Consider the following 20,382-nt stretch of genomic DNA (forward strand, 5'->3'; position numbering starts at 1 on the left):
TTCTCCATTCCACTTGTGTACTACTGAGCACTCGCCGTGGACCATTTCAATGACGAAAGGGATTCATATGAATACGGCCATCTCGGCGCCGCCGGAGCGCAGCACCCCACGGCGGGCAGCGGGCGTCCCGGGACGGTGGCGGAACCTGTCCACCCTCGTCGGCGTCACGGTGGTCGAAAGCGGCGAAGGCAGCCTCACCACGACGTTGTTCCCGGCGATCGCGAAGACCCTCGGGCTCGGAAACACCGAGCTCGGACTGCTGTCCACACTCGGACGACTCATCGGCGTCCCGTTCGGCCCGTTCTGGGTCTGGTACGCCAACCGCACCTCCCGTCGTCAGGCGATCTTCGTGAGCACCCTGCTGAGCGGCGCGCTCGCGGCCGCCTCCGGCTTCGCCGACAACTTCCTCATCCTCCTTCTGCTGCAGACGCTGCAGGCCGGCGCCGTCATCGGCCTCACCCCCATCACCAACGCGGTGATCGCCGACTCCTTCGACGACAAGGCGCGAGGCCGCGCCGTCGGCATGCTGTACGGCATCTCGGCCATCCTCAGCTCGGTCATCGGCCCGATCATCGGGCTGCTCTCGATCTGGGAATCGGGCTGGCGCTGGGGATTCTGGGGAGTGGGCGCACTCCTGGTGCTCACCGGCTTCCTCGTGCTCGTGCTGTTCCGCGAGCCGCAGGTGGGGGCGGCCGACTACGGCGCCGCGGTGCAGCGCGTGGAGTATGTCCGTCCGAGGTTCGCCGACTCCGTCAAGCTGATGCGCGTTCCCACCTTCAGCATCATGATGGCGTCACGCCTGCTGTCCGGGCACCTGCTGATCGGTGTCTTCGGCGTGCAGTTCCTGGTGACCGAGCGCGGCTTCGACAACGCCGTCGCGGCCCTGGTTGCGCTGCCTTTCGGCATCGGCTACTTCCTCGGCACCGTCGGGGGAGGGTTCGTCGTCTCGGCGATCGATCGCCGTGCCGGCGGCAACGGTCGCGTGGTCTTCCTGCAGGCGGCGCAGGTGCTCTTCGCTGTCGTCGCCTTCTTCGCCACGCAGTTCGACGTCGGAGCCATCGGCTTCTACATCGCCCTCTGGGGTCTGATGGGGCTGGCGCAGGGGCTCAACCCCGGCGTCAACCGGCCCATCCTGATGTCCGTCATGGCGCCGGAGCTGCGAGCGCAGGGGTTCGTCATCTACCTGACCATCTTCGAGGTGATCGGCTGGGCGGCCTTCACGTTCGTGGCCGGTGTCCTTGCCGACGCCTTCGGGTTGCAGGCGGTGTTCTTCTGGATCCTCGTCGTGCTCATGCTCGTGAACGCGGGCGTGCTGGGCCTGCTGTACCGCTTCTATCCCCGCGATCGGGCCCGCGTCGATGCCCTGATCGCCGCGCGCGTGCAGGAGGAGAGCAGGTAGCTGTTGCTCGGACGGTGTGGTCGCTACGATGCGCCGTATGGTCGCCTCCGGCTTCTCCGACAGTGACGTGGGTCGCGGTGACCCCGTCGCGCCGCGACCGCCGGGCTCCGGCATCGTGGCGCTGCTCGCCGTGCTGGTTCTGCTGCTGGCGACGACGACCATCGGATTCGGTGCCGCCGTAGCGTGGCTCACCACGACGGCGGGAGCAGCGGCAGGACAGACGATGCCGCCGACAGCCCCCTCCGAGCCGGCACCGCGCACATCCTCTCCCACCGCCACGCCCACCCCCACGCCGACTCCGGATCTGCCACCCGTGCCGCTGCAACGGGTGCAGGGTTTCGACGTGGGGGTGGTCTCGGCATTCGAGCTCGGCGACGTCGTCATCGCGCGGGCCGAACCGGGTGAGATCAGCCTGGTCCACGCGTTGATCACCAACCCGCTCGACACCGCGGCCTCGCCGACTTTCGACGTGACCTCCTATGACGCGGACGGGCGGATCATCACGCGTCACGTGAGCGTCCTGTATCTGCTGCCGCATCAGCAGACGCTGTTTCGCGGGTTCCTCCCGCGCGATCTGACGCAGGTCGATCGCATCCTCATCGAGCAGACCGGACCGGCTTCCGAAGAGCCGACGGCGACAGGCGGCGACCTGTCCATCACGGCGCTCGAAGGTGACGGCGGCTCGCGCGCCACGGTCACGATCGCCTCGACGCTGGACACCGAGGCGAAGCTCGCCGACGTGTACCTCGTGGGATCCGTCGACGGTGAGATCGTCGTCGTGGGCAACACGGTGGCCGACATCCCCGCCGGGCAGACGTTCACGGTCGACATGACGGTGTACCTGGCCACCCGCGACGATCCGAAGAAGTATGCCGAGGGCGTGCCTGCGGATGCGGATTACAACGTCTTCTTCGAACTGGTGGACCCATGATGAGCCGGGATCGGTCCCTCGGACCTGCGCGGGGACGCGTCGCCGTTCGCATCCTGGCCGTCGCGTCCGTCGTGCTGCTGCTCGCTACCATCACGCTCGGCGTGATCACGTTCCGTCTGCTGGACCAGCGCGCCACCGCCGCACCGTCGGGTCCGTCCAGCGCGCCGCCATCGTCCAGCGCGAAGCCCTCCTCCTCAGCGATATCGACCCGTTCGCCGGGGCCGTCACCGACCCGATCGCCGACTGCGGCACCGTTGCCGGAGACGCAGCCCCGGCTCATGTCGCAGGGCGTCCCGGTGCTGGTGCGCTCCGACTTCACGGTGCGCGAGCTGGCGATGACGCGGTGGGAACCCGATGTCTACACGGAGCTGCTCGCCCCGGTGGAGCGCACGGACGGGGCCGAGATCTCCGGCACGGTCTACGTGGACGTGACCGCCTACGACGAGGACGGGAACATCATCGAGCGCTCGCCCACCACCTTCAGCTGGCGTCCTGGCCAGACACTCGGCGTGATCAGCCTCGCGATGATGGCGGATCTGCCGAGCGCCGCGCGATTCGTGATCGAACAGACAGCGTTCGAAGAGCAGGCGTTCGAGGTCACGGGGGAGCTGACGGTCGGGTCGGTGACGGTTGGTGAGGCGTACGGGCTGGAGACGGTGGCCGACTTCTCGCTCACCTCGACGCTGAGCGCCGGCATCGACATCGCGGAGGTCGGCATCCTGGGCTCCGTGGACGGCCGCCTCTTCGCCGCATGCGTGTCGCCCGTCGAGGTTCCGGCAGGCCCCGTGTTCACCGATGACTGCATCTGGAAATCGGTGAGCTCGGAGTTCGTCCCCGATGCCCCGCCGACCCCTCCCGCCGGGGCGACCTACGAGGTCACGGTCTCGTTCTAGGACAACATTCGTTTCATCGCGCGCACCTGGCTCCCATTCGAGCCAGATAGGCGCCAAGTGCGCACGATGAAAGGGTGATCGCCCCTCACCGCTTCCGGGACGCGTCCTTCAGGAAGAGCTTCGGAAGCAGCCACGACCCGAGCGCCGTGACCACCCAGCCGATGACGGTGGCCAGAACCCAGGAGCCGATACCGGTGATCACCAGCCCGCCGGGGAAGAGCGAGGCGATCAACAGCGCCGCGAAGGTGGACACCAGCCCCACGCCGCCGATGAGCGCCGGCGCGTGCTCGCGTGTGAGCTTGTCGGCGAGTGGAGCGAGCAGGCTCTGCGCCACGGCGAAGACCAGCACCGCGACGATGAACCCGGCGACGGACAGCTTCGCTCCGGGAACGAGCAGGGCGATCAGCAGCAGGGCGAGGGCGGCGGTGCCGAGGAAGATACCGGCGCGGATGAAGAAGCGGACCATGCGGGACTCCTGTTCGGGGGCGTGGGATGTCGCGGCCAGCCTAGGGGTCGGCGGGCGTTCCGGCACCTGTGGAGGACCGAAGCGCCGATCTCGCGAGGTGGCTATGGTCGGTGCGGGCGCGGGGGACGGACGGGCCTCTGGCCCAGCACGAAAGTGGGAAGGCGTATGACGAAACACACACTCGAAGGCAAGAACGTCCTGATCTCGGGTGGAGGGAAGAACCTCGGCGGCCTGATTGCGCGCCAGGCGGCGGCTGCCGGCGCGAACGTCGCGATCCACTACAACTCCGCGTCCTCTCGCGCGGAGGCGGAGGAGACACTCGCGGCCGTGGTCGCCACCGGCGCGAGGGGAGTCGTGATCGCGGGCGATCTCACCGTTCCCGCGAACGTCACCACGCTGTTCGCCGAGGCGGAGACGGCGATCGGGACCATCGACGTCGCGGTCAACACAGTGGGCAAGGTGCTGCGCAAGCCGATCGCGGAGACCACCGAGGCCGAGTACGACGAGATGTTCGACGTGAACGCCAAGGCCGCCTACTTCTTCCTGAAGGAGGCGGGAGCGCGTCTGGCCGACGGGGGCAAGATCATCACCATCGTCACGTCCCTGCTGGCGGCGTTCACAGACGGGTACTCCACTTACGCGGGCGGGAAGAGTCCCGTCGAGCACTTCACGCGGGCCGCAGCGAAGGAGTATGCCGGTCGAGGGATCTCGGTGACTGCGGTGGCTCCCGGCCCCATGGACACGCCGTTCTTCTATGGCCAGGAGACCCCCGAACGCGTAGCGTTCCACAAGTCGCAGGCGATGGGGAACCAGCTCACCCGGATCGAGGACATCGCCCCGATCGTGACGTTCCTCGCGACCGACGGCTGGTGGATCACGGGGCAGACCATCTTCGCCAACGGCGGCTACACCACCCGATAAAACCTGGACAGGAAGAGAAGAGACATGAGCAGCAGCAACGTTCCCGACCCGATCGCCGCTTTCATCGACGCCGTCAACCGGCACGACGAGGACGGATTCCTTGACGCCTTCACCGCAGACGGTGCCGTCGACGACTGGGGTCGGGTGTTCTCCGGTCGCGCCGCCATCAAGGGCTGGAGCGACAAGGAGTTCATCGGCGCGCGCGGCACCCTCACCGTCGAATCGGTGTCCATCGCCGATGGCGAGATCACCGTCATCGGCGACTGGCGCTCGAACTACGCGAACGGGCTGTCGAAGTTCGTCTTCGACGTGCACGGCGACAAGATCACCCGGATGACCATCCGCGAGGGCTGATCCGGGATGCCCTTCGCTTCGGCTTCGCCGAGGCGAAGGGCATCTGCATGTCATCGCGGGAGAAGATGGATCATGCCCACCCTGAACAAGGACACGACGCTCTGCATCTCGCTTGCCGGACGTCCCTCCAACCTCGGCACCCGCTTCCACAACTTCCTCTACGCCGAGCTCGGCATCGACTTCATCTACAAGGCCTTCACGACGGATGACATCGAGGGTGCCGTGCGGGGCATCCGGGCCCTCGGCATTCGCGGGGCGAGCATCTCGATGCCCTTCAAAGAAGCCGTCATTCCCCTTGTCGACGAGCTCGAATCGTCAGCGGCTGCGATCCAGTCGGTAAACACGATCGTCAACACCAACGGGCGCCTGGTCGCCGCCAACACCGACTACGAGGCGATCGCCGAGCTCATCGCGGCGAACCAGCTCGATCCCGCGGCGTCTGTCCTCGTGCGCGGTTCGGGAGGAATGGCGAAGGCCGTGGTGGCCGCGTTCCGGGACGCGGGCTTCGCCGATGTCACCGTGTGGGCGCGCAACGCGATCGCGGGTCAGGAACTCGCCGCCCACTACGGCTTCGGGTGGCGCTCCAGCGATCCCCATCCGGGCGCACAGATCATCGTCAACGTGACGCCGCTGGGGATGACCGGCGACACAGCGGAAGCGCTCTCCTTCTCCGCGCCCCTCATCGCAGCGGCGAGCGTGGTGTTCGATGTGGTCGCCTTCCCCGCGGAGACGCCCCTGATCCGGGCAGCTCGTGCCGCGGGCAAGCGGGTGATCTCTGGAGCGGAGGTTCACGCTCAGCAGGCGGCGCGACAGTTCGAGCGCTACACGGGCGTGACGATCACCGCCGATCAGGTCGCCCGCGCCGCAGCCTTCTCCCGCGCGGAATAGGGGCGGTGCGACCGGATCGATCAGCACCGCCCCTATTCGAGCCGGACTCAGCTACGCCGGCGCGGAGCTGTGCGCCACAGGGCAGCCGTCACACCAGCGACGAGGAGCAGCACGCCCGCGCCCAGGATGCCGCCCATCGGTGAGGTCACACCGGTGGTGGGCAGCGCGCCGGATCCTCGGGGCGTGACCGGTGCGGGCGCCGACGACGACATGGTCGCCGTGGGCGCGCCGGTCGGAGTCGCCGTTGCCGTTGCTGTCGAGGTTGCCGTTGCCGTTGCCGTTGCCGTTGCGGTTGCGGTCGAGGACGGCGTGCCGGTGGGCGTCGCCGTCCCGGTCGGTGTGGGTGTTGTGCTGACGGTCGGCGTGGGCGATGCCGAACTCGTGCCGGTCGGTGTCGGTGACACCGTGCCGCTCGGGGTGGGCGACGGCGTGGCCGTCCCGCTCGGTGTCGGTGTCGGCGTGGGTGTCGGTGTCGGTGTCGGTGCCGGCGTGGGTGTCGGTGTCGGCGTGGGCGTGGGTGAGGTCGTTCCGGTGGGCGTCGACGACGGCGACCCTGACGGGCTCGTCACCGGTGTCACCGTGAGCGTTGCGGGACCGCTGACGGCCGAGCCTGCGGAGTTGGTGGCGGTGGCGCGGTACTGACGTCCATCGAGGCTGACATCGGGAGGTGTCACCGTGAGCGTCGTGCCGTCGGCGGAAACGACCGCAGCGGCGTCACCGGAGACCGGAAGCCAGGTGACCCCGCCATCCGGGGAGTACTCCCAGGTGATGGCCGGGGCGGGGTATCCCGTCGCGCTGACGGTGAAGACGGCCGGAACGCCCACGGTGGTGGTGCGATCCGGCGGAGTCGTCACGGTGGGCGCCGCCACGTACGTGTAGCCGCCGGCGTAGGTGACCGGGGTCTGCACCACTCCGTTGAGCGTCCACTCCACGACCACGTCGACCGGGCCGGCAGCGTGGGGCGGCGTGACGACGCTCCAGTCTCCGCTGCCCGCGTCGGCGAGCGATGTGCCGTCAAGACCGTCGAAGCTCACGCGCGTGACCGTCACCTGCGGCCAGAACAGCGCCGGGACGTTGGTGCCGTACCGGTACGACCACGCATACAGCTTGCCGTCGGACCCGATGGCGAGCGAGCGCTCCTCGCTCGATGCCACCGTCTCCAGCGAGACGCCGGCAGGGCTCTGGACCACCACCGGGGTGGTGCGCTGCACGTTGGAGCCATCGCCGATGATCCACAGCCCGTTGGCGCCCCAGCCGTAGGTGTTCCCGTCGGAACCGGTCGCGAAGCTGATGTCGTATCCCGCGCTGATGTTCGAGAACGTCACACCGGCCGGAGCCGTCACGGGGGTGGGCACGTTTCGGGACGTTGTACTCCCGTTGCCGAGCTGGCCGGAGTCGTTGTTGCCCCAGCTGTAGAGCACGCCGTCGCTGCCGAGACCGAGGGAGAAGTAGGCGCCGGCAGCGAACTCGGTGAATGTGACACCCGCCGGTGCCGTCACGGGCACGGGTGTCGTCGACGTCGTGCTGGTGCCGTTGCCGAGCTGGCCGAACCCGTTCTGCCCCCACGCATACAGCACGCCGTCGGAGGCGAGGGCGAGGATGTGCGCGTTCGAGGCGCTGATCCGCGTGAAGGTGGCGCCGCCGGGGGCCGCGGTGGCCACCGGAACGGTTGCGGCGCCGCCCGGCGTGTATGCGGTCCCGTACGGCTGACCCCACACGTATACCTGTCCGTCGGAGCCGAGAGCGGACGAGGTGTACTGACCGGCCTGCGGCTGGGTGAACGTCACGCCCGGGGGTGTGAGCACCTTGGCCGGGGTCGTCGTGTTCGTCGTGGTGCCGTTGCCGAGCTGACCGCGGTCGTTGCGGCCCCAGGAATAGACGCTGCCGTCGGAGCCGATGGCCAGGGACCAGCCGTAGCTGACGGCCGGCTCGCCGAGCGTGACCCCGGCCGGGGCGAGCACCGCGACGGGTGTCGTTGCAGCGGTCGTGCCCCCGGTACCCAGCTCACCGAAGCTGTTGGACCCCCAGGCGTAGAGCTGCCCGTCCGAACCGACGGCGAGCGCGTGGTCGCGGCCCTGCGCGATGTCCGTGAACGTGATCGACGGCGGTTCCGGAACCAGCACCGTCGTCCCGCCGCTGGTCGGCCCGCTGTCGGGCGTGGGGACGGTGACCGTCGAGGCGTGCGCGCCCAGCGCCCCCACCAGCGTCACGACGACCGCCGCTCCTGCCGCACTGAACCAACGCCGAACACCGCTTGATCGCTTCATCGCCCGTACGCTCCCTGTACACGTGGGTCTCGAAAAGGCACGCCCAGCGTCATCGGGGCGACGCGTGGGGATGTGCTCCCTGCAAGTTTCAGCGACGGCAGTTCAGCAGGGAACGCGGGGGGACGGATTGACCCCAGTTCTGTGGTCAGGCTCTCGCGGGCGCTCCCTGCTCAGGCGCGTCACCAGGCCGGACGGGTCACCGGCCGGCGTGCCGCATCGCGGGTGTCGCGGGAGATCCGTGCGCTCAGATGCCGGTGGCGGCGTCGCTGATCTGGCGCAGACGCGCGCGTGCGATGGCGGGGTCGGCCACCAGCACCGCGTCCAGGAGCTTGCGCGTATACGGATGCTGCGGGTGATCGAAGATCTCGGCGGTGGGTCCCTCCTCCACCACCTGACCGCGGTACATCACGGCGACGCGCGTGGCGATCTCTCGCACGACGGCGAGATCGTGCGAGATGAAGAGGTATGTCAGGCCCAGCTCGCGTTGCAGATCCCGCAGCAGGTCGGTCACCTGCGCCTGCACCTGGACATCGAGCGCCGAGACGGGCTCGTCGGCCACGATCAGCGCCGGTGCCACTGCGATGGCGCGCGCGATGGCGATCCGCTGGCGCTGGCCACCGCTGAACGATCGGGGGAGGCGGTGCACGGCATCGCCGGTGATCCCGACCTGCGCGAGCGCCGCCGTTGCGACGGCTTCGGCGTCCTTTTCGGGCGAGAGCACGCTCACCGGCTCCGCCACCTGCAGCAGCGCGGAACGCACCGGATTGAGCGAAGAGTACGGGTCCTGGAAGATCACCTGCATCGATCGTTGCGCGGTTCGCCGCCCCGCGCGGCCTGCCCCCACCAGCTCCTCACCGTCGAACCGGATGGACCCGGAGGTCGGCGACTCCAGCTGGAGGATGAGCCGACCGAGTGTCGATTTGCCGGAGCCCGACTCGCCCACCAGAGCCAGCGTCTCGCCGCGATGGATGTCCAGACTCACATCGTCCACCGCGCGCACCGTGCGCTTGCGTCCGCGCTCGCGGACCGTGAAGTCCTTCACCACTCCGCTCACGCGCACCAGGGGCTCGGTCATGATGCCTCCTCCCGTGTCGCGGCGCCGGGAGAAGCTGCCAGCAGCGAACGTGTGTAGGGGTGTTTCGGGGCCGCGAACACCTCGTCGACCGCTCCCGTCTCCACCACGGCGCCGTCCTTCATGACGGTGACCTGATCGCAGAGCGCGGCCACCACGCCCAGATCGTGGGTCACGATCAGCACGCTGAGGTTGCGCTGCGCCTGCAGGCGATGGATGAGGGCGAGGATCTGCGCTTGCACGGTCGCATCCAGCGCGGTGGTCGGCTCATCAGCGACGAGGAGCTCCGGTTCGGCGAGCAGAGCCATCGCGATCATCGCGCGTTGGCGCATCCCGCCGGACAGTTCGTGGGGGTAGCTGCGCATCACCCGCGCCGGATCCGGAATGCCCACATCGGTGAGTGCCGCGATGCACGCCCGTTCCGCGTCCGCCCCGCGCAGCGCGGTGAAACGCCGGACCACCTCACGCAGGTGCCCGCCGATACGGCGGAGGGGGTTGAAAGAGGTCAGCGGGTCCTGGAAGACCATCGCCATCGCGGGACGAGCGGGCCGGGGGGCCGTGAGGTCGACGCCATCCACGAGGCAGGTGTCCCAGCGGCGCTCGGCACGCTGCGGCAGGATCGACATCAGTGCGCGCAGCAGCATGGTCTTGCCCGAGCCGGATTCGCCCACCACACCCATCACGGTGCCGCGCTCGATGGTGAGGTCGACGTCGTGGAGGATCGCGATGCGCTCCGCCCGGGGCGGCACGATGTCGACGTTCAGGCCACGGATCTGCAGGATTGGATCGGTCATCGCTCATCCTCCCGGGTGACGGCGGCGCGGATGCCGTTACCCACCACGTTCACGCAGAACACCGTGGTGGCGATCAGGAGTCCCGGCACCACCGCGAGCAGGGGCGCCTTCTGCAGCGATCCCTGCGCGGTGGTGAGGAGTGAGCCCCAGGACGCCAGCGGCGCCTGGATGCCCAGCCCCAGGAAGCTCAGCGCCGACTCGGTCAGGATGGCGCCGGAGATCGTCGCGGTCGCGGCCACGATGATCGTGGGCACCACGGCAGGCAGCACGTGGCGCAGGATCACGCGAGGGGAGCGGACGCCGATGAACGCCGCATAGCCCACGAACGTGCGCTCGCGCACCGACAGGGTCTCGGCTCGCACCAGTCGCGCCGTGGTCATCCACGACAGCGTCCCGATGATCAGCACCATCGTCCACAGCCCCGGACGGAAGAACACGCTCGCGACGATCACGAGGAGCATCCAGGGAATCGCCGAGAGCAGGTCCACCAGCCGCATCAGGAGGTCGTCGACGATGCCGCCGAAGTAGCCGGCCGCGAGCCCGGCGAACATCCCGATGAGCGTCGCCGCGAGGGCCGAGGAGAACCCGACGAACAGAGAGATCCCGCCGCCGCTGAGCACGCGCGCCAGGTAGTCGCGCCCGAGGTTGTCGGTGCCGAGGAGATGGGCCGGGCTCGGGGCCGCCCACCGGTCGGACATGTCGGAGGTGGTCCCGTCCAGGCCGAACAGCGGCGAGATGACGCACACAACGGCGATCACCAGGATGATGATCAGCGCGGTGACGGATCCGCGACGCTGGAGGAAGCGGCGCCAGACGGTGGCATCGGCGGAGCGGACGGTGGTCATTTCGCCCCCTGGGTGAGCCGGATGCGCGGATCGGCGGCCGCGTACAGCACGTCGGCGATGAGGTTTCCGAGCACGGTGAGTACGGCGGACACGAGCACCACGGCGAGGATCACGGGGTAGTCGAGTGCGGCCGAGGAGGTGAGGATGTACTGCCCGATACCCGGCCAGCCGAAGATGCTCTCGGTCACGATCGCTCCGGTGACCAGGATGGGAAGGGCCAGCCCCAGCTGCGTGATGATCGGCAGCAGCACGTTGCGGCTGACGTGGCGGGACAGGATGAACCCCCGGCTCGCGCCGTAGGCCCGCTGCACGAGCACGTAGTCGTCGTCGAACTGGGCGATGGTCGAGGCCCGGACGTAGCGGGTGAGATCGGGAAAGAGCGCCACCACGAGGACCAGATAGGGCATCGCGAAGTGAGCGAGGAAGTCGGCGGGATCGCCCTGCCTTCCGACCGAGTGCATGCCGAGAATCGGGAACAGTCGCAGCTGATAGCCGAACAGGTAGATCACCAGCAGCGCGAACCAGAAGGTCGGGGTGGCGATGGCCACCGAGCAGATGCCGTCGATCACCTTGTCGAGGCGGCCGCCGCGCCGGGAGCCGGCGATCAGGCCGAGGACGATGGCGAGGATGAAGGCGGTCAGGTAGGCGGGACCGATGAGGGAGAGCGTGTTCGGGATGCGTTCGGCGAGATCGGCGGCCACGGAGTGGCGGCTGACGAGGGAGAAGCCGAGGTCGCCACGCACGGCGTTCCACAGCCACAGGCCGTACTGCACGATCATTGGCTGGTCGAGGCCGAATTTCTCGCGCATGAGCTGCTTGGTCTCATCCGACATGGACGGCGTCGTGATCGCGTCGATCACGTCGTACGGCGCGAGGTGGATGAGCACGAACACGATGAGCGTGATGACCACGAGCATCGGCACGAGCTGCGCCATGCGTCGCAGCACGTAGCGGAGCATCCGGCGATCCTCTCTCAGAAGCGGGCTACCCCGCGAGACTTCCCTCTGCGGGCGAGAATCCACGCATTGCGCCGATTCTCGCCCACATGCCGAAGTCTCGCGGGGCGTGACAGGGATGAAACCGACGTTACTTGACGGTCAGCTTCTCCCAGTGCTCGAAGGTGTAGATCGGAACGAGGACGGCCTCATCCACGCCGCCGACGCGCGGGCCGGTGGCCAGGATCTTGAGGTTGTCGGCCAGCGGGTAGAAGACCGCGTCATCCGCGATGGTCTTCTGCAGGTCGGCGTAGATCGCCTTCCGCTTGGTCTCGTCCAGCTCGGCCGTGCCCTGGTCGAACAGCGTGTCGACGGCCGGGTTCGAGTAGGCGAAGTAGTTCGCCGAAGCGCCCGTGCGGAACAGCGCCGAGTACGCGTCGGGGTCGTTGCCCATGATGTAGCCGCCGAGGAACGCGTCGAACGAGGAGCCCGCGCCCTTCTCGATGTCCGCATACAGCGCCGATCCGTCCACGGCCTGCAGCTGCACGGTGATCCCGGCCTTGCCCGCCTGCTCCTGGATCAGCGTGGCCTCGGTCTCCTGTGCCGGGTCGCCCGCGGTGTAGCCGAGCGTGATGGTCGGCTTCGCACCGGCGAGCAGCGTCTGCGCCTTCTCGAGGTCCGTCTCGTACTTCTGGACGTCCTCGGTGGCGAACGGGTTGCTCGGCGGGAGGATCGAGTACGCCGGCTCGTAGTAGTCCGTGCTGAGGAATGCACCGTCGTCGATCTGCTTCTTGTCCAGCGAGTAGAACAGCGCCTGGCGCACGTTCACATCGGGGACCTTCGCGGCGATGACGCCGAGGTAGGCGACGCGGCCCTCGGCGTAGGGGTGCACCGTGACATCGGTGCCCTCGAACTCCTCGACCTGCGCGGCGGTGACGAAGGAGGCGTCCACCTCTCCCGTCTGCAGCGCGGTCTTGACCGTGTCGGCGTTGCTGACGATGCGCAGGGTCAGATCGCTGACCTGCGGTGCATCGCCGGCGTAGTTCGGGTTCGGCTCGAAGCGCAGGTACTCGCCGCGCTTGTACTCGGCCAGCTGGTACGGACCCGATCCGACCGCGGCGGGGTCGAGATCGGAGGTGGAGAAGTCCGTGATCTTGCCGTAGACGTGCTCCGGGATGATGTAGGTCTCGGTGGCGATGTTCGACAGCGCAGCGGCACTGATCGAGGGCAGGTGGAAGACCACGGTGGTGTCATCGGTCGCCTCGGCGGTGATCGGCTTGTCGCCCACCCACAGCAGGTCGGCGTTGCCGTTCTCCTTCTTGGCCTTCTCCGTGTACGTGAAGACCACGTCCTTCGCGGTGAGCGGCTCGCCGTCGGACCACTTCAGGCCGGACTTCAGCTTCACGGTCACCGAGAGACCGTCCTCGGCGGGGGTGATGGTGTCGGCCAGCTCGTTGACGACGGTGCCGTCGCCCTCGACGCGCGCGAGCGGCGAGTAGACGATGTTGGCGAAGGTCAGTCCCCAGCGGTCGTTGAGGTTGATGGGGTTGGTGGAGGTGGGGTCCGAGGAGATGACGTAGGTCAGCGCCCCGCCGGTGCTCGCGGAAGTGGCGGAGCCATCCGACGTGCCCTCGGAGGGCCCGGACGCGGGCGCGCACGCGCTGAGCATCAATCCGGCGGCCGCGACGAGGGCGAGGGTCGATGCGATTCTGCGACGTGACATGGGCATAGCTCCAGGGTTCGGGGTGAGTCCACTGAGGGTAGGCATGCGCGTGCATACCTCGCACATCCTGTTTCGGTGTGTGTCAGCGCACAGCGGTCCGTGTCTATTCCCGCACCGACCGGGAGGACGGCGAAGCGGTGAGAGAACCCTCACGCTGCGCGCGGTGGAGAATGCGCGGGAGGGCGGATGGCCGACGCTACGATGGCTCCATTTCCGAACGGGGAGGAACCCATGAGCACCTCGGCTGACAGCATCTCCGACGGGGGCGAACCCCGACTGCAGCGCGCGCTGAGCAACCGCCACATCCAGCTCCTCGCGATCGGTGGGGCGATCGGCACGGGCCTGTTCATGGGCAGCGGCAAGACCATCTCGGTGGCCGGTCCATCGGTGATCTTCGTCTACCTGATCATCGGGTTCATGCTCTTCTTCGTCATGCGGGCCATGGGCGAGCTGCTGCTGTCGAATCTGAAGTACCGCTCGTTCAGCGACTTCGCCGGCGACCTCCTCGGTCCATGGGCGAGCTTCTTCACCGGATGGACGTACTGGTTCTGCTGGGTGGTGACAGGCGTCGCCGACGTGATCGCGATCGCCGGCTACGTGAAGGTCATGATCCCCGACGTGCCGCTGTGGATTCCCGGGCTGCTCGTCGTCGTCGTGCTGCTCCTGCTGAACCTGCCCACGGTGGCCGCGTTCGGGGAGGTGGAGTTCTGGTTCGCGCTGATCAAGATCATCGCCATCGTCGCGCTCATCGTCACCGGTCTCGTCATGATCTTCGGAGGCTTCCAGTCCGACGCGGGCACGGCGTCTTTCGCCAACCTCTGGAGCCACGGCGGGTTCTTCCCGAACGGGTTCATGGGCTTCGTGGCGGGTTTCCAGATCGCGGTCTTCGCGTTCGTGGGCATCGAGCTGGTGGGCACAGCGGCCGCGGAGACCAAGAACCCCCGGCGCAACCTGCCGAAGGCCATCAACGCCATCCCGGTGCGCGTGATGCTGTTCTACGTCGGTGCACTGATCATCCTGATGTCGGTCACGCCGTGGACTCAGTACGAGGCCGGCAGCAGCCCGTTCATCGCGATGTTCTCGCTGGCAGGCCTCGGAATCGCCGCCACGGTGGTGAACCTCGTGGTGCTCACCTCGGCGATGTCCAGTGCCAACTCCGGTATCTACTCCACGTCACGCATGGTGTTCGGACTCGCGCAGGATGGAGACGCACCGCGTCTGTTCGCTCGGCTCTCCCGGCGTCGCGTGCCGCAGAACGCCCTGTTCCTGTCCTGCATCCTGCTGCTGGCGGGCGTCGTGCTGCTGTACGCGGGTGACGACATCGGAACCGCGTTCGACATGGTGACCACCGTGTCCGCGGTGTGCTTCATGTTCGTGTGGACCATCTTCCTGCTCAGCTACCTGGCCTACCGGCGCAAGCGCCCCGAGGCGGTGGCGCGCTCCGCGTACCGGATGCCGGGCGGCCGGTTCATGGTGTTCGTGGTGCTGGCGTTCTTCCTCTTCATCCTCTGGGCTCTCACCACCCAGCCGGACACGCTCACTGCACTGCTGGTGACGCCCGTCTGGTTCGCCGTCCTCGTGGTGGCCTGGCTGTTCGTGCGACGCTCGCCCCATCACCTCGAGCGTCACGCCGCGCACATGACGTACCTGCGGACGCCCGACGCCGAGGAATGAAAGGAGCCGGCGAAGCGGATGAGAAGGCTGTCATGATCCCCGACCCTCGTCGTAGGGTGGAGTCACCTCCCGCGCGATGCTCGGGGCCGGGATTCTGAGGGGTATGGCATGGGTTTCTTCGACAAGTCCACCGGGAGCGCGGGCGCGCTCGCACCGTTGAGCCGTGACCGCATCACCGCGGTGCTCGATGCGGGCGGCATGCACTACAGCATCGACAGCGACGGCGACGTCGGCGGCTGGTGGGATGGCCACCTGTTCTACTTCTTCCTGATGGGACAGGACAAGGAGATCCTGCAGGTACGCGGACGGTGGAACCGCACGGTGAACCCGGACCAGTACGGCAACCTCGTCCGCCTCGCCAACCAGATCAACACGGAACGCATGTTCCCACGTGTGTCCGTGCTCATCGATGACGACGGCGATGTGAACGTCTTCGCGGCGCACGGAGTGGACTACGAGAAGGGCGTCACCGACGACCAGCTCGACGTTCACTTCGCCACCGCGATCGGCTCCACGCTCAGCGCGTTCGGCTTCCTCGACGAGCAGTACCCCACCGAGGCTGCAGCGGCCGCAGCGGCGTTCGCCGAGGAATGAGTCGCGCGTTCGCGGTCGACCTGCGCGGCATGGTCGACCTGCTGGCGCGCCACCTGTACTCCGGTCCGCGCGTCTACCTGCGTGAGCTGCTGCAGAACGGTGTCGACGCCGTCCAGGCGCGGCGGGCGCAGGACGCGCACTCTCCGGCGTCGATCCGTCTGATCGCCCGGGGCGAGACGCTCGAGGTGATCGACTCCGGTGTGGGTCTCTCCGCTGCGGAGGCGGATGAGCTGCTCGCCACGATCGGTCGCAGCTCGAAACGGGACGAACTCACCGGTCGCACCGACTACATCGGGCGCTTCGGAATCGGCATGCTCGCGGCGTTCATGGTGGCAGAGACCATCGAGGTGATCTCGCGCTCCGCTTCCGGCAGCCCGCCGGTGCGCTGGCAGGGCCGGGACGACGGCACGTTCGAGATCGAAGAGGATCCGGCGGACATCGGCGACGTCCCCATCGGAACCCGCGTGCGACTGCATGCCCGTCCGGAGGCCGCGCACTGGATGTCCACCGACACGGTGACCGCTCTCGCCGCCGAGTATGGCGAACTGCTTCCCGTGGACATCAGCGTGGAGGTTCCGGTCGGGAACACGGTGCTCCCGCGTCGGATCTCCCGCGATGAGCTGCCGTGGCAGGAGACGCATCCCACACCTCGTGCGCGAGAGCAGGCGCTGATCCGCTACGGGGAGAGCCTGTTCGGCTTCACGCCGCTGGGGGTGATCGATCTCAGCGTGCCGGAGGTCGGACTCACCGGGGTGGCCTTCGTGCTCCCCGCCGCCGTCGCGCCCACGGGGGCTCGTCATCGCGTCTACGTGAAGCGCATGCTGCTGGGTGACCGCGTGGACGGACTGCTGCCGGACTGGGCGTTCTTCGTCCGTGCCGTGGTGAACGCCGATGGACTCAATCCGACCGCCTCGCGCGAGCAGCTGCACACCGACGAGGTGCTGGTCACCGCTCAGGAGCACCTGGCCGCCGGGCTCCGGGCCTGGGCGACACAGGCGCTGTCGGAGGACACCGCCTTTCGGGGACGATTCCTGCGGACCCATCACCTCTCCCTCCGTGCCCTGGCGGCGGGGGACGACGACATGCTGGATCTCGTCGCGAAGACGCTGCCGTACCAGACGACGGACGGTGAGCTGACCCTCAGCGAGGTGGGGGAGCGCAGCGGTGAGATCCTCTACGCGCCCACCACCGAGGCGTTCCGCCGCGTGGCCGATGTCGCGCGGGCACAGGGTCTTGTCGTGGTGAACGCCGGCTACGTCTACGACGCGGACGTGCTCGCACGCCTCAGCGGCCGTTCCGGATGGCGCGTGCGTCAGCTGCGCGTCGAGGATCTGGTGCGTGCGCTGAACCCCCTCGATCCCTCACGCGAGCTCGCCACCCTGGACGGTGTGGCGGCCGCGCAGGCCGTGCTGGCCGACGCCGATGTGGACGTCCTGATCCGCACGTTCCTTCCGGAGGACACCGCTGCCGTTCTGCTGCGCGATGCCGAGGCCGAGCATCAGCGCGACATCGCCGCAGAGCGCGAGCTGGCCGACGCCGCCTGGGGGGACGTGCTGGCCGCATTCGCCCGCCCCACGGCATCACGGCAGCTGGTGCTGAACGATGCGAATCCGCTGGTGCGGCGCCTGTTGAGTGCCGACCGCGGCGAGGTCTTCCGCGCCGGCGTCCGCACCATCCACCTGTCCGCGGTGATGCGCTCCGGCGAGGTGCTGCGGGCCGCCGAGGCGACCCAGCTCAACGACTCCCTGAACGTGCTGCTCACCGCCGGGCTGAGCGCTGCACCCGACGAAACGCCGTGAGCGCCGCTCCCGAACCCGAATCGGAGATCACCCGTGACCCGCGATATCGATGACATCCTTGCTGCGGCGCAGAACGCCGACAGCATGCCGTACGGCCCCGCCCGAACCGAGACCATGGTCCGGCTCCTGGACGAGGTGGACCGGGACGGCCAGCATGACGCGGAGGCGTACGTTCTGATCTGTCTCGTTGAGGCGCACTTCTTCGCGGGGGACACCCCGCGCGCGCTCGTCGTCTTCTCGCGACTGCGTCGCCTGTGGGCCGAGCATCCCGAACGATTCGACAAGTGGGACCGCGAGGCGTTCTTCGCCGCCATGAACTGGGTGGTCGGCGGTGTGCAGGATGACCCCTCGGTCTCGGCCGCACAGATCCTGCCGCTGCTGGATGACATGACACAGCTCGCCGCCGTTGCGGGCCTCGCCGCCGACGCCGCGGCGTACGAGCGGTTGCGATGGGCGATCCGCTCCGAGTCCGACGACGTGGAGGCACGGTTCGAGGAGTGGCGGCATACGCCGCGCACCACGGCGGAGTGCGAGTTCTGCGAGCGCACTCGCGTGGCCATGGTGTTCGCCCGCGACGGCCGGTTCGCGGAGACGGTGACGCTGGCGAGCGCACCGGGTGCACCGGATCGGCGCTGCACCACCGACCCCGCCGATCTCTATTCCCTGCATGCGCAGGCACTTCTGGAAGTGGGCGACGCCGCGGGCGCGGCACGTCTGCACCGTGACTTCGAAGCGGCACTGCCCCGGCAGTCGGCACATCTCACCATGGCGCGCGGCCGGCGGATCTGGACCCTCGGTCGCGGTGGCGCGCTCGATCTGGCCGTGGCTGCCATCGAAGAGGATCAGGACTACCTGACCTCCGGTATCACGGGATGGCTGCACCTCTCCTTCCTCACGTCGGTCGCCGCAGGCACCAGCGCACTGGTGCGCGCCGGACTGGACGCGCCGCTGCGGCTGCGGACCGTTCCGGCGGACACCGTCGCCGAGCTCGCCGCGTGGACGCGTGAGCGCGCTCTCGAACTCGCCGACGCATTCGGCGCGCGTGCCGGCGGAGATCGTCTGCGGGCCCGGACGATCGCGGACATCGAGCGTCCGCTGCCCCCGCACCGGCTGGAGTTCCGCGTCGCCGTTCCTTCCGCTGTCGCACCGGAAGCTTCTGTCGCCGCGCCGGCGGATGCCGTCGGCACGGCGACCGGCGAATCCGGTGCCGAGACCTGGCAGCAGGCGCTTGCGGCCGCGGAAGCCGCCGTATCGACCGATCTCGCGACCGCGGCGGAGGCCTACGGCCGTGCAGCTGTTCTCGCCGACGCCGCCGGCGCGCTTGCGGATGCCGGCTTCGCCTACGCGGAGCTGGGGCGAAGCGCCGACCTCCTCCGCGATCCCGTCGCCTCGCATCACGCCTATGGGGAGTCCATCGCGCGCCTTCTCGCGGCGGGGGTCGAGCCGGAGCTCATCGTGCAGGTGATCGAGGCGTGGGCGCCGGTCGCCGCCGATCGCGACGACACCGGTGACGTCATTGCGGCGGCAGCGCGTGTCCACGAGCTGCTGGCCGTTGCCAATGACGACGACGTGCCGGATGAGCGATTGCGTGCCCGTCGCGGCCACCGCCGTGCCAGCGCGCTCGCGGTGATCTCCGAGACCCGCGCCCGCCTCCTGGCCGGCGACGACGCCGATCTGGCCTTCGATCTCGCCACCCGTGCGGCTGAGCTGCACCGCGACACCGGCCGTGCGGACGCCGCGGCTGAGGCGCTGTGGCTGGCCGCGCGCATCCGGGAGTCGGTGGGCGCGGCAGATACGCCCGATGTGATGCGCCTCGCATTCGACGCCTCATCGGGCAGCCAGCGTTCGGTGCTCGGCGCCGCGCTCGTGGAAGCACTTCGTGGCGCAGGACGCCACGGCGACGCCGACGACGTGCTTCGTGAACTCGGCGGCAGCTGAGCCGCGAGGCCTCAGCGGCGCGGGCTGATCGATCCCACGGCGAGGATCGCGAGAGCCACGGCGAGCAGCCCATAGGCGACCACGTCCGACGTCGCGATCCGCTCGCCCAGGAGGAGCGCCGCCACGAACATCAGGACGGGTTCCACGTAGCTGAGCAGCCCGAAGACCGCGAGGGTGAGCAGACGCGATGCCGCCAGGTAGAGCGTCATCGCCACCGCGCCGCCGAGGCCGACAGCGATGACGATGCCCTGTTCCCCAAACGTCGCCGCGCCACGGCTCCACGCGATCAACGCAACGGCGGGAAGGCACAGGATCGCCACCTCACCGCCGAACGCGGCCTGGGTGTCGAGCCGGAAGCGCTTGCGCAGGGCGAAGTACGCGGCGTAGCCGAGGCAGACCAGGACCGTCACCCACGAGAAGGTCGCGGAGAAGACGATCTTGATCGCCACCGCGACCACGGCGACCGCCACCGCCCACCACTGCATGCGCGTCACGCGCTCGTGGAACACGAAACGCCCTGACAGCACGAGCACGATCGGCAGCAGCAGGTATCCGAGCGACGCGTCCAGCCCGTGACCGTGCATCGGCGACCAGGCGAACAGCCACATCTGCACGCCGACCAGCGCTGCCGTGCAGAGCAGGACGAGCGGCGTCCACCAGCGATGACGAAGCAGGGCGACCAGATCGGCGAGCGCCGCGCGCCCCGGTGCCCAGAGCAGCGCGATGAGGAAGCACGCCCCCGTGACCAGCATCCGCCAGCCGAACATCGACTCGGCGGAGACATCGAGCAGCCCGGATACCAGGAACATCGCGCCGAACATGGCGCTGGCGACGAGGGAGCTCGCGACGCCGCGCGCGGAGTGGCCAGCGGTCGCATCCATGACGCCGC

Annotated in this window: 18 protein-coding genes; 10 read left to right on the top strand and 8 right to left on the bottom strand. The window is 68.5% G+C overall.

From position 1 onward, the window contains the following. Positions 1-67: 67 nt before the first annotated feature. Genes ACIQJ5_RS00400 through ACIQJ5_RS00410 form a run of 3 tightly spaced genes read left to right on the top strand, consistent with a single transcriptional unit; the run spans position 68 to position 3,223 of the window. Complete coding sequence (locus ACIQJ5_RS00400) at positions 68-1,399, top strand: MFS transporter (RefSeq protein ID WP_402839690.1); 1,332 nt, start codon at positions 68-70, stop codon at positions 1,397-1,399. 37 nt (positions 1,400-1,436) lie between these two features. Beyond that, positions 1,437-2,330 carry a hypothetical protein gene (locus tag ACIQJ5_RS00405; protein WP_402839692.1) on the top strand — a complete coding sequence of 298 codons (894 nt, stop codon included), beginning with the start codon at positions 1,437-1,439 and terminating at the stop codon, positions 2,328-2,330. Then, positions 2,330-3,223 carry a hypothetical protein gene (locus tag ACIQJ5_RS00410; protein ID WP_402839694.1) on the top strand — a complete coding sequence of 298 codons (894 nt, stop codon included), beginning with the start codon at positions 2,330-2,332 and terminating at the stop codon, positions 3,221-3,223. The genes ACIQJ5_RS00405 and ACIQJ5_RS00410 overlap by 1 nt, the downstream gene beginning before the upstream one ends. An 85-nt stretch (positions 3,224-3,308) precedes the next feature. On the opposite strand, the gene ACIQJ5_RS00415 is transcribed toward ACIQJ5_RS00410, so the two are convergent. Next, positions 3,309-3,689 carry a hypothetical protein gene (locus ACIQJ5_RS00415; protein WP_402839697.1) on the bottom strand — a complete coding sequence of 127 codons (381 nt, stop codon included), beginning with the start codon at positions 3,687-3,689 and terminating at the stop codon, positions 3,309-3,311. 165 nt (positions 3,690-3,854) lie between these two features. Between ACIQJ5_RS00415 and ACIQJ5_RS00420 the strand changes: the two genes are divergently transcribed. The 3 genes from ACIQJ5_RS00420 (at position 3,855) to ACIQJ5_RS00430 (ending at position 5,852) form a co-directional block, all read left to right on the top strand. Further along, complete coding sequence (locus ACIQJ5_RS00420) at positions 3,855-4,610, top strand: SDR family oxidoreductase (RefSeq protein ID WP_402839700.1); 756 nt, start codon at positions 3,855-3,857, stop codon at positions 4,608-4,610. 24 nt (positions 4,611-4,634) lie between these two features. Continuing rightward, the gene (locus tag ACIQJ5_RS00425; protein ID WP_402839702.1) at positions 4,635-4,964 is read left to right on the top strand and encodes a nuclear transport factor 2 family protein; all 330 of its coding nucleotides are present in this window, start codon (positions 4,635-4,637) and stop codon (positions 4,962-4,964) included. 72 nt (positions 4,965-5,036) lie between these two features. Beyond that, positions 5,037-5,852 (top strand): shikimate 5-dehydrogenase, encoded by an 816-nt coding sequence (locus ACIQJ5_RS00430; protein WP_402839704.1) that lies wholly within the window; start codon positions 5,037-5,039, stop codon positions 5,850-5,852. 47 nt (positions 5,853-5,899) lie between these two features. Here ACIQJ5_RS00430 and ACIQJ5_RS00435 read toward each other — a convergent pair whose 3' ends face one another. From ACIQJ5_RS00435 to ACIQJ5_RS00460, 6 genes are all read right to left on the bottom strand, one after another. Continuing rightward, complete coding sequence (locus tag ACIQJ5_RS00435; protein WP_402839707.1) at positions 5,900-8,119, bottom strand: hypothetical protein; 2,220 nt, start codon at positions 8,117-8,119, stop codon at positions 5,900-5,902. 244 nt (positions 8,120-8,363) lie between these two features. Beyond that, positions 8,364-9,194 carry an ATP-binding cassette domain-containing protein gene (locus ACIQJ5_RS00440; RefSeq protein ID WP_402839709.1) on the bottom strand — a complete coding sequence of 277 codons (831 nt, stop codon included), beginning with the start codon at positions 9,192-9,194 and terminating at the stop codon, positions 8,364-8,366. Continuing rightward, positions 9,191-9,985: an ABC transporter ATP-binding protein gene (locus ACIQJ5_RS00445; protein WP_231090982.1), complete on the bottom strand. Its 795-nt coding sequence runs from the start codon at positions 9,983-9,985 to the stop codon at positions 9,191-9,193. The genes ACIQJ5_RS00440 and ACIQJ5_RS00445 overlap by 4 nt, the downstream gene beginning before the upstream one ends. After that, positions 9,982-10,830, bottom strand: coding sequence for an ABC transporter permease (locus tag ACIQJ5_RS00450; protein ID WP_231090981.1), 849 nt, complete (start codon positions 10,828-10,830; stop codon positions 9,982-9,984). The genes ACIQJ5_RS00445 and ACIQJ5_RS00450 overlap by 4 nt, the downstream gene beginning before the upstream one ends. Next, positions 10,827-11,789 carry an ABC transporter permease gene (locus ACIQJ5_RS00455; protein WP_231090980.1) on the bottom strand — a complete coding sequence of 321 codons (963 nt, stop codon included), beginning with the start codon at positions 11,787-11,789 and terminating at the stop codon, positions 10,827-10,829. The genes ACIQJ5_RS00450 and ACIQJ5_RS00455 overlap by 4 nt, the downstream gene beginning before the upstream one ends. A gap of 127 nt (positions 11,790-11,916) precedes the next feature. Next, positions 11,917-13,488: an ABC transporter substrate-binding protein gene (locus ACIQJ5_RS00460; RefSeq protein WP_231090979.1), complete on the bottom strand. Its 1,572-nt coding sequence runs from the start codon at positions 13,486-13,488 to the stop codon at positions 11,917-11,919. A 231-nt stretch (positions 13,489-13,719) separates the two neighbouring features. Here ACIQJ5_RS00460 and ACIQJ5_RS00465 point away from each other — a divergent pair, with 231 nt between their 5' ends. The 4 genes from ACIQJ5_RS00465 (at position 13,720) to ACIQJ5_RS00480 (ending at position 19,493) form a co-directional block, all read left to right on the top strand. Further along, complete coding sequence (locus ACIQJ5_RS00465) at positions 13,720-15,162, top strand: amino acid permease (RefSeq protein ID WP_402839714.1); 1,443 nt, start codon at positions 13,720-13,722, stop codon at positions 15,160-15,162. Between the two features lie 108 nt (positions 15,163-15,270). After that, positions 15,271-15,756, top strand: coding sequence for a YbjN domain-containing protein (locus ACIQJ5_RS00470; protein WP_231090977.1), 486 nt, complete (start codon positions 15,271-15,273; stop codon positions 15,754-15,756). Continuing rightward, positions 15,753-17,555, top strand: a complete 1,803-nt coding sequence (locus ACIQJ5_RS00475) for an HSP90 family protein (protein WP_402839717.1) — start codon at positions 15,753-15,755, stop codon at positions 17,553-17,555. The genes ACIQJ5_RS00470 and ACIQJ5_RS00475 overlap by 4 nt, the downstream gene beginning before the upstream one ends. 33 nt (positions 17,556-17,588) lie before the next feature. Beyond that, positions 17,589-19,493 carry a hypothetical protein gene (locus tag ACIQJ5_RS00480; protein WP_402839720.1) on the top strand — a complete coding sequence of 635 codons (1,905 nt, stop codon included), beginning with the start codon at positions 17,589-17,591 and terminating at the stop codon, positions 19,491-19,493. Between the two features lie 11 nt (positions 19,494-19,504). Here ACIQJ5_RS00480 and rarD read toward each other — a convergent pair whose 3' ends face one another. Then, entirely contained in the window at positions 19,505-20,374 is an 870-nt protein-coding gene (rarD, locus tag ACIQJ5_RS00485) for an EamA family transporter RarD (protein ID WP_231090974.1), read from the bottom strand. Positions 20,375-20,382 lie beyond the last annotated feature (8 nt).

This window comes from Microbacterium sp. GXS0129 (assembly GCF_044769785.1).
Lineage (GTDB): Bacteria > Actinomycetota > Actinomycetes > Actinomycetales > Microbacteriaceae > Microbacterium > Microbacterium nymphoidis.